The 7,136-nt window shown below is 64.7% G+C and carries 7 protein-coding genes; 3 read left to right on the top strand and 4 right to left on the bottom strand.

Annotated elements, in window-relative coordinates:
* Window positions 1-732, top strand: a 732-nt coding sequence (locus E5198_RS19815) for an electron transfer flavoprotein subunit alpha/FixB family protein (RefSeq protein WP_136491647.1), incomplete at its 5' end; no start/stop codon positions are given.
* Between the two features lie 908 nt (window positions 733-1,640).
* On the opposite strand, the gene E5198_RS19810 is transcribed toward E5198_RS19815, so the two are convergent.
* The 4 genes from E5198_RS19810 to E5198_RS19795 all read right to left on the bottom strand — a co-directional run bounded on the left by E5198_RS19810 (window position 1,641) and on the right by E5198_RS19795 (window position 5,478).
* A complete protein-coding gene (locus E5198_RS19810; RefSeq protein WP_136491646.1) occupies window positions 1,641-2,549 on the bottom strand; it encodes a hypothetical protein in 909 nt (302 codons plus the stop codon).
* Between the two features lie 254 nt (window positions 2,550-2,803).
* On the bottom strand, window positions 2,804-4,018 hold the full coding sequence (locus E5198_RS19805) for a type II toxin-antitoxin system HipA family toxin (RefSeq protein ID WP_136491645.1): 1,215 nt from the start codon (window positions 4,016-4,018) through the stop codon (window positions 2,804-2,806).
* Entirely contained in the window at window positions 4,015-4,332 is a 318-nt protein-coding gene (locus E5198_RS19800) for a helix-turn-helix domain-containing protein (RefSeq protein WP_136491644.1), read from the bottom strand. Before E5198_RS19800 ends, E5198_RS19805 begins: the two co-directional genes overlap by 4 nt.
* A gap of 183 nt (window positions 4,333-4,515) precedes the next feature.
* On the bottom strand, window positions 4,516-5,478 hold the full coding sequence (locus tag E5198_RS19795) for a LysR family transcriptional regulator (protein ID WP_256659208.1): 963 nt from the start codon (window positions 5,476-5,478) through the stop codon (window positions 4,516-4,518).
* A gap of 87 nt (window positions 5,479-5,565) precedes the next feature.
* On the opposite strand from E5198_RS19795, the gene E5198_RS19790 reads away from it, so the two are divergent.
* Complete coding sequence (locus E5198_RS19790) at window positions 5,566-7,011, top strand: FAD-dependent oxidoreductase (protein WP_136491643.1); 1,446 nt, start codon at window positions 5,566-5,568, stop codon at window positions 7,009-7,011.
* A gap of 1 nt (window position 7,012) precedes the next feature.
* A partial coding sequence (locus E5198_RS19785; protein WP_305956078.1) for an SDR family NAD(P)-dependent oxidoreductase occupies window positions 7,013-7,136 on the top strand: 124 nt, incomplete at its 3' end.

Genomic DNA, 7,136 nt, shown 5'->3' with positions numbered 1-7,136 from the left:
GACGCCGTGCGCCGCCAGCCCGAAGCCGCGCAGCGCCTGCTGCTGGTGCCGCCGGGCGCCGACGGCGAGGAACTGGCCGCGCACCTCGCGGCGGCGCTGGACGCCCAGCCCCTCGGGCGCTGCAGCGCGCTGCGCTGGACGGAGGCAGTTATCGAGGCCGAACGCGCCACCTGGGGCGGCCGCCTGCGCCTGGGCATGACTCAGGCGACCGGCAGCGCCGTCGCCTGCCTGCGCCTCGGCAAGGCCGAGCTGAACAGCACCGCCGAACCGCCGTGCGAGCGACTGCAACTGGACACCGTCCTGCCGGCGCCGCTGGCGGTCGAGGAGAGCACCAGCGGCCAGCGCCTGCCGCCGGTGGAGAGCGCGCGCATCGTGGTGTCCGGCGGGCGCGGGGTCAACGAACAGGGCTTCGCCCTGCTCGAAGAACTGGCCGAACGCCTGGACGGCAGCGTCGGCGGCAGCTTGCCGGCGGTCGACGCCGGCATGGTCCCGGTGGTGCGCCAGGTCGGCGTGTCCGGCAAGTTCGTCAGCCCGGACGTCTACCTCGCCGTCGGCATCTCCGGCACCCCGCAGCACCTCGCCGGCATCAGCCCGGACACCCGCATCGTCGCCATCAACAAGGACCCGGCGGCGGACATCTTCAAGGTCGCCAGCGTCGGCGTGGTGGGGGATTGGGAGCAGGTGTTGCCGGAGTTGTTGCGGGTGGTGGGGGAGGGGCGGGCGGTGTCTTGAGTGGTGTCGGAGTGGAGTGGGGCGTGCCGATGAGGCAGCCCCCTACTCCGAGATCGTGGCCCATTAGAATTCGATCCAAAGCTACTGTTTCCGGATGGCCGCATTCGAATCAAAGCAGCGACTTGATAGCGCTTCGAGTTGGAAGACCTTGGTGATTTGATGAGTGCTCATGTAAAGCCCAAGCCCCAAATTTCTTCAGATCGCTCGGGTTTCAAGTTTTCCTGCAGTGGATCGCACTCTTTGGTGATGAATCCGCCCTTTATGTCCAGACGATTCTCGTCGCCTGGAGTTAACATAGCCCATCTCGCCTTCTTTTGACGATTCTCATCCGCTGATGCAAGCTCCCCGATCCACCTTTCTATGCACAGGTTTCGATCCGATTTTTGGTTATTTCGAAGCCATGTCCCTTGGTGTATCCATATCTTCGCCTGGGCCTGCAATAGTGATTTTTCTACCCAATCCGTTGGGCAGGTTCTCTTTGGATGAGTGTGGAGTAACTGCTTTATTCGTGCGCAAAGAATATTAACTGCATACGCATTGGCTTTTTCGCCGAGTTCCGTGTCGAGGTAGTATTGAGCGCGGTAGCCGCATCTTGAGTTGTGGAGGAGATCAAGTGCGCACTTATCTACGCTAAGCACTATCGCTACGCGGTAGTAGCCAGCGTGCTTCTTTGACCCCTGCCTCCGAACCTGCAAGAGCTGAGTGCTCGCCTGAATCTTCTCGATGATTTCCTCGAACGAGCATTCCTCTGGCAACAGGCTGGCTCGGTTTGGGGGTAGCCTCAGCCTCCACTCATCAGCGCTCACACAGCCAAACGCACTATTCATCCGTTTAAGTTCTCGCCCAACGCCGCAGTTTACGCGCGGCCGAGTGGGGCGAGGCACGTCGAGTGCAACTGTGGCGTGGCGTCATTTTGCCTTGCTCTTCTCCTCGAGCTGCTCAACGCGTTTGCGGAAGTCGCTAGAAAGAACGTCATACGCGGCCTTCTGCATCTCTCCGAATTTGTCTTGAATGATCTTCTGGCCCTCGATGATTTGTGCAACGCGAGGCTTAGACAATTTTTCTAGTTCCCCGCCGAGCATCAGCTTGCAGTCGCCGCCAGCGTTGCGAGTTATGAAGTAAAACTCCTTTGTTTTGAAGTTGAAACTCAAGCTCGTGCTCCTGCAGTCATCGCTGGTGCCGAGAGGATGGGACTCAATCATATCTTTATCCCATCGCGCTACCTCGTAGGTTTCGTCGATACTTTCCACGACGTGATACATCTGGACCCAAGAGCTTTCATCAGGAGTGGATAGATGAATCTGAGATAGGGTGCACAGGCCGTCGTTGCGATCGCATGAGACGCGAACATGATTGATAGGCCAAGCAATCTTGTCATCCACGATGATCATTGTGCCTTCTACGAAGGCCGAATTTTCCGTGGTGAAACTTGAGAACTGTTCAGGAAACCCTAGGGTAGCTAGCTGCTGCATTTGTGCGCGTCGTTCGAGTTGGTGTATCTCCCAGACCGTAAGTGCTCCAGTCGGTTTGTTTCCGAGGTCGCTTTGAAATGCCTTGATTGCTGTGGAGAGGTCGTGGAGGCCGGGATACATCAGGCGATTGAGCTCCATTCCGAAAAGTAGCTCGGAGCCGACGGATAGCCCGCGCTGAGCGGCCCATGTGTACATCATCGGCACTTCGGAGTTGAGAGCTTCCTTTGATAGTTTACTTATTTGGTCCGGTGTGTAGTCGCGGTACTTGCGCGCAGCCGCTTCGTCAGCAATTGCCGTGCCAAATCCGACCATTATGCACGCGAAAATTCCCAAGCTGCGCCTCATAGTGCTCCCCCTTCTCATAACGTCAAGCTACAAATAGACGCCAGATGGTGGTGGATAACATACCGGGTTTGGCGGTGAAACGGCTCTGGAGTGCAGGTTTGCGAAGAGGTTGGGTGTGAAGCACCATGGCGGAAGCTCACTTCGTTTACGGCATTCGGCAGTTCTCAAGATTAGTGCAGAGAACTGAGGGTGGCCAACTGGGGGCGTGCAGGCGACGTAGTGGGCCTGATAGACCGGCCGGGAAGCAGGTCCGTCTATGCCGCCGCACTGCGACACTCCTCGATCACCTTGGCAATCTGCGCCACCGTGTTGCGCCGGATCGGGTGTCCGCTCGCCCGCTGGCGGAATAGCCCGGCCTGTTCGAGGATGCGCTCGATGATCGCGTTGGCTTCGGCAGGTTCTACTCCGCCCTGGCTGGCCAGGGTGAGCAGGTGGGTGCGGGTGATGCGGCGTCCTTCGCCGCAGATGTCGGTCTGGTGTTCGCCGCCCGGCCCCTGGCTGAAGGTCAGGTCGTAGGCCGGGGCGAGTCGCCAGCGGCGGTCGTTGTCCAGCCGGTAGGCGAAGTTCTTCGCGTGGTCGTCGCGGTTGTGGAACACCACGTTGAATACCGCATGGGCGAAGGCCTGTTCCACTTCGCGCTGGTCCCTGGTCATCAGGCGCGTGGCGCGCAGGAAGGTGGTGTAATCCAGCGAGGGCAGGCGGAAGTCGGCATGCAGCAGACCGGCCAGGCTGTGCACCGGCACGCGCTGTTCACCGGCGCGGTCGAAACGGGCGATGCCGAAGCCGGCCAGCTTGGGCGACAGGTCGAAGTAGGTGGTGGCGGGCATGCGCAGCCCGCAGGCGCGCGCCAGTTCGGCGTACAGGTTCTCGATGGCGCACACCTCCTTGTGCTCGCCCTGGGCCTGGAACTTCACCAGCCAGGGTTCGCCGGGGGCGCCGGGCAGGGTGCTGACCTGCTGCGCCTGCGGGTCGTACTGCACCAGCGCCTTGGGTCTGGCGCCCTGCGGCGAGCCGCCGGTGAGCACCAGCTCCATCAGCACGGCGGATTCCTCGCCGGCGAGCACCTGCTGCGATTCCTGCGCCAGCGCCAGCAGCTGCAGGTCGGCTTCCGGCAGTGGCGTGTCGGCGGCGGGCACGAAGCTCAGCGCGCCCAGCGCACGGTCGCCGATGAAGGCCAGGCGGTCGAGCGGGCCGGGGCTGATGCCCTGTCTGCGGAACAGCCGATCCATCAGCAGCAGGCCCCAGCCATCGGGGAGGGCGTCCGCCACCAGTCCCGGCAGGCGGTGCTGGTAGGCAGGAAAGCCGCCGTAGGCCTGCGCGCGCAACTTCAGGTGGCGGGGCGACAGCTCCAGTTTCTGGGCCAGTGCCTCGGGGGAGTACTCGAACAGCAGGCTGGTGCCGTTGTCGGCCAGGGTGCCCAGCCGCCAGTGCTCGCCCCAGCCGCAGTAGTAGACGTCGAGTTTTTTCATGGGCGCTTTCTCCGCGGCGCCCGTACCCGCTGGATCTGCCGGGCCTGTTCGGCCTGCTCCATCTGGGCGATGGATTGGCTGGGCAGCACGAACAGCGCCTGCAGCTCATCGGTCAGCCCGAGGGCCTGCACCACGCGCACCACGGTTTCCAGCGAGGAGGTACCGTTGCTCTCCAGCTTCTTGATGGTGCCGGGAGCGACGCCGGCCATGCCGGCCAGCTCCTGCTGGGTCAGCTCTTGGGCCAGTCGCTGAAGGCGCAGACGCTGCCCGAGTTCCTGGAGGATTTCGCTGCGGTCTGCGAATGAGAAGTCCACTATATTGACCCTTGTCAGGTGGATATCCGGTTAAAGGATATCATAGTGGCTCTTGTGCGATGGGCTGGGTGCGCAGTCGCGTGGAGCGAGTTTCCCGGTCCGTAGGGGCGAATTCATTCGCCTGACATGGCCGCGTTGGCGAATGAATTCGCCCCTACAGGGGATTTGGAAGCCATCCAGCCCTCACCCCCGCCCCCGTCGCCCCACATGCAACCCCACACTCGCCCCCGGTGCCGGGCGGCGCTGGGCGTCCAGGCTTGCCAGCAGGAACTCGATGAAGGCGCGGGTGCGCGGGGCGACGAAGCGGGACTTGGGGGTGACGGTGAAGAAGGTGCGGCCGTAGGTCTGCCACTCGGGGAACAGTTCCACCAGCTTGCCCTGGGAGAGCAGCCGGTTGACGAACACGTCCAGCACGTAGATGAAACCTTGGTCGGCCAGCGCGGCGTCGATCAGCGCGTCGGTGCTGTTGAAGTTCAGTTTGCCCATCGGCTGCAGGTCGTGGGCTTCCTCGCCGAGGGTGAAGGACCAGCGCGCCGGGGTGTAGCTGCTCTTGGGGAACAGGCCCAGGCACTGGGCGGGGTCGAGCTGGCTGGGGTGCTCCGGGGTGCCCAGGCGCTCCAGCAGCGCGGGGGTGGCGCAGGCGACGTAGTGGGCCTGGTACAGCGGGCGGGCGACCAGGTCGGCGTCGTTGACCGAGTCGATGCGGATCGCCATGTCGGTGCCGCTCTCGATCAGCCCTTCGGGATGGTCGGTCAGGCGCAGGGCAATGCTCAGCCCCGGATGCTGATTGCCGAACTCGGTCAGCAGCGGCGCCACCACGTCCTTGCCGAAGGCGGCCGGCGACTCGATGCACAGCTGGCCCTGGACGCTGGCGGTCTGCTCCATGACCTCGGATTCGGCCTGCTCGACCTGGCGCAGCAGCTCGACGCAGTGCTTGAAGTAGCGCTCGCCGGCGTCGGTCAGGCGCAGGGTGCGGGTGTTGCGGCTGAGCAGGGTGACGCCCAGGTGGGTCTCCAGGTTGCGCACGCTGGCGGTCACCGTGGCGTTGGCGATGTCCAGCGATTCGGCGGCGCGGTTGAAGCTGGCGCATTCCACCACGCGGGTGAACACCTGCATGGCCCAGAGTTTGTCGATCCGGCTCTTCATTATTTTCTAATGCCCCATTAGCTCGGCCGGCCTCGTTCCGCGGTCGGCGCCTTCCTATCGTAACAACCACCAGAGGGAGGCTCAAAAATGACCGATCTGAATTTCGATTTGATTGTGGTGGGTTGCGGTGCTGCGGGGCTGTCCACGGCGGTGTCGGCGGCGGAGAGCGGCCTGCGCGTGGCGGTGCTGGAGCGGGCGAAGAAGGAGGAGCGCGGCGGGCAGACGCGCTTCACCGAGGCCTACTTCCGCATGAAGAGCCACGAGGAGGTGACCGACGATTTCGACGCCTTCCTGGCGGAGAACTCCGGTTACTACCAGGACCCGGACTTCGTCGCCGAGAGCCTCAGCGAGCGCAGCGCCTGGTCGGTGCAGACCCGCGCGCTGGCGGCCATTGACGCCGACGTGATCGGCACCTTCGCCGCCGAGGTGCCGGGCACCGTGCAGTGGCTGAAGGACAACGGGGTGAAGTTCGACTTCCTGCCCACCCAGTTCCTCACCAGCACCCAGCCGCGCCTGCTGCCGGTGGGCGGCGGCGAGGCCATCGTCGAGGCGCTGGCGGCGCGTGCCGAGGCGCTCGGCGCCGAGTTCTTCTACGAGACCACCGCGCGCGGCCTGCTCACCGCCGGCTGCAACGAGGTGGTCGGCCTGCGTGCCTATTCGCCGGCGCGCGGCGAGATCCGCTTCGGCGGCGCGGTGATGCTGGCCTGCGGCGGTTTCGAGGGCAACCTGGAGATGCTCAGCCGCTACGTCGGCCCGCGCGCCTCCTTCATGCGCCCGGTGTGCAAGGGCGGCTACTACAACCGCGGCGAGGGCATCCAGATGGCGCTGGAGATCGGCGCCGCCGCCGCCGGCGAGTACGGCAGCTACCACGCCGAGCCGGTCGACCCGCGCTCGGGCATCTCCGAGCCGTCGATCTTCATCTTTCCCTACGGCGTGCTGCTCAACAAGGAAGGCCTGCGCTTCACCGACGAGGCGCCGGGCACCGTGGATGCCTGGTACGAGCGCGTCACCCGCAAGATCTTCGCCCAGACCGACGGCATCGCCTGGGTGATCCTCGACCAGAAGGTCAAGGACATCCCCAACTATCGCCTGGGCATCCGCACCGACCAGCCGGCCATCGAGGGCGCGAGCCTGGCCGAACTGGCGACCAGGCTCGGCCTGCCGGTGGCAGCGGTGGAGCGCAGCGTGGCCGAGTACAACGCCGCCTGCCGCCTCGGCGAGTACCGCCCGCTGCAGCTCGACGGCCTGGCCACCGAGGGCCTGACCCCGCCGAAGAGCAACTGGGCGCTGCCGCTGGATAAGGGCCCGTACCTGGCCTACCCGATCATCTCCGCCAACGTGTTCACCTTCGGCGGCCTGAAGACCGACGAGCAGGCGTGGGTGATCAACGTCGACGGCGAGCCGATCCGCAACCTGTACGCCGCCGGGGAAACCGCCGGCATGTACTTCGGCAACTACTGCGGCGGCACCTCGGTGCTGCGCGGCCTGGTGTTCGGCCGCATCGCCGGCCACACCGCTGCGGAGCGCCGCTGAGATGGCCGTGGCAATGGTGACCGGCGCCGGCGGCGCCATCGGCAGCGCGGCGTGCCGGCTGCTGGCCGCGCAGGGCTACCGGGTGGCGGCGCTGGACCTCAGCGAGCCGGCGCCGCTGCCGGCCG

Source organism: Pseudomonas sp. A-1, assembly GCF_004801855.1.
Taxonomy (GTDB): Bacteria; Pseudomonadota; Gammaproteobacteria; order Pseudomonadales; family Pseudomonadaceae; genus Geopseudomonas.
Note: the sequence above shows the minus strand (reverse complement) of the source record. Positions and strands in the feature narration are given on the sequence as shown.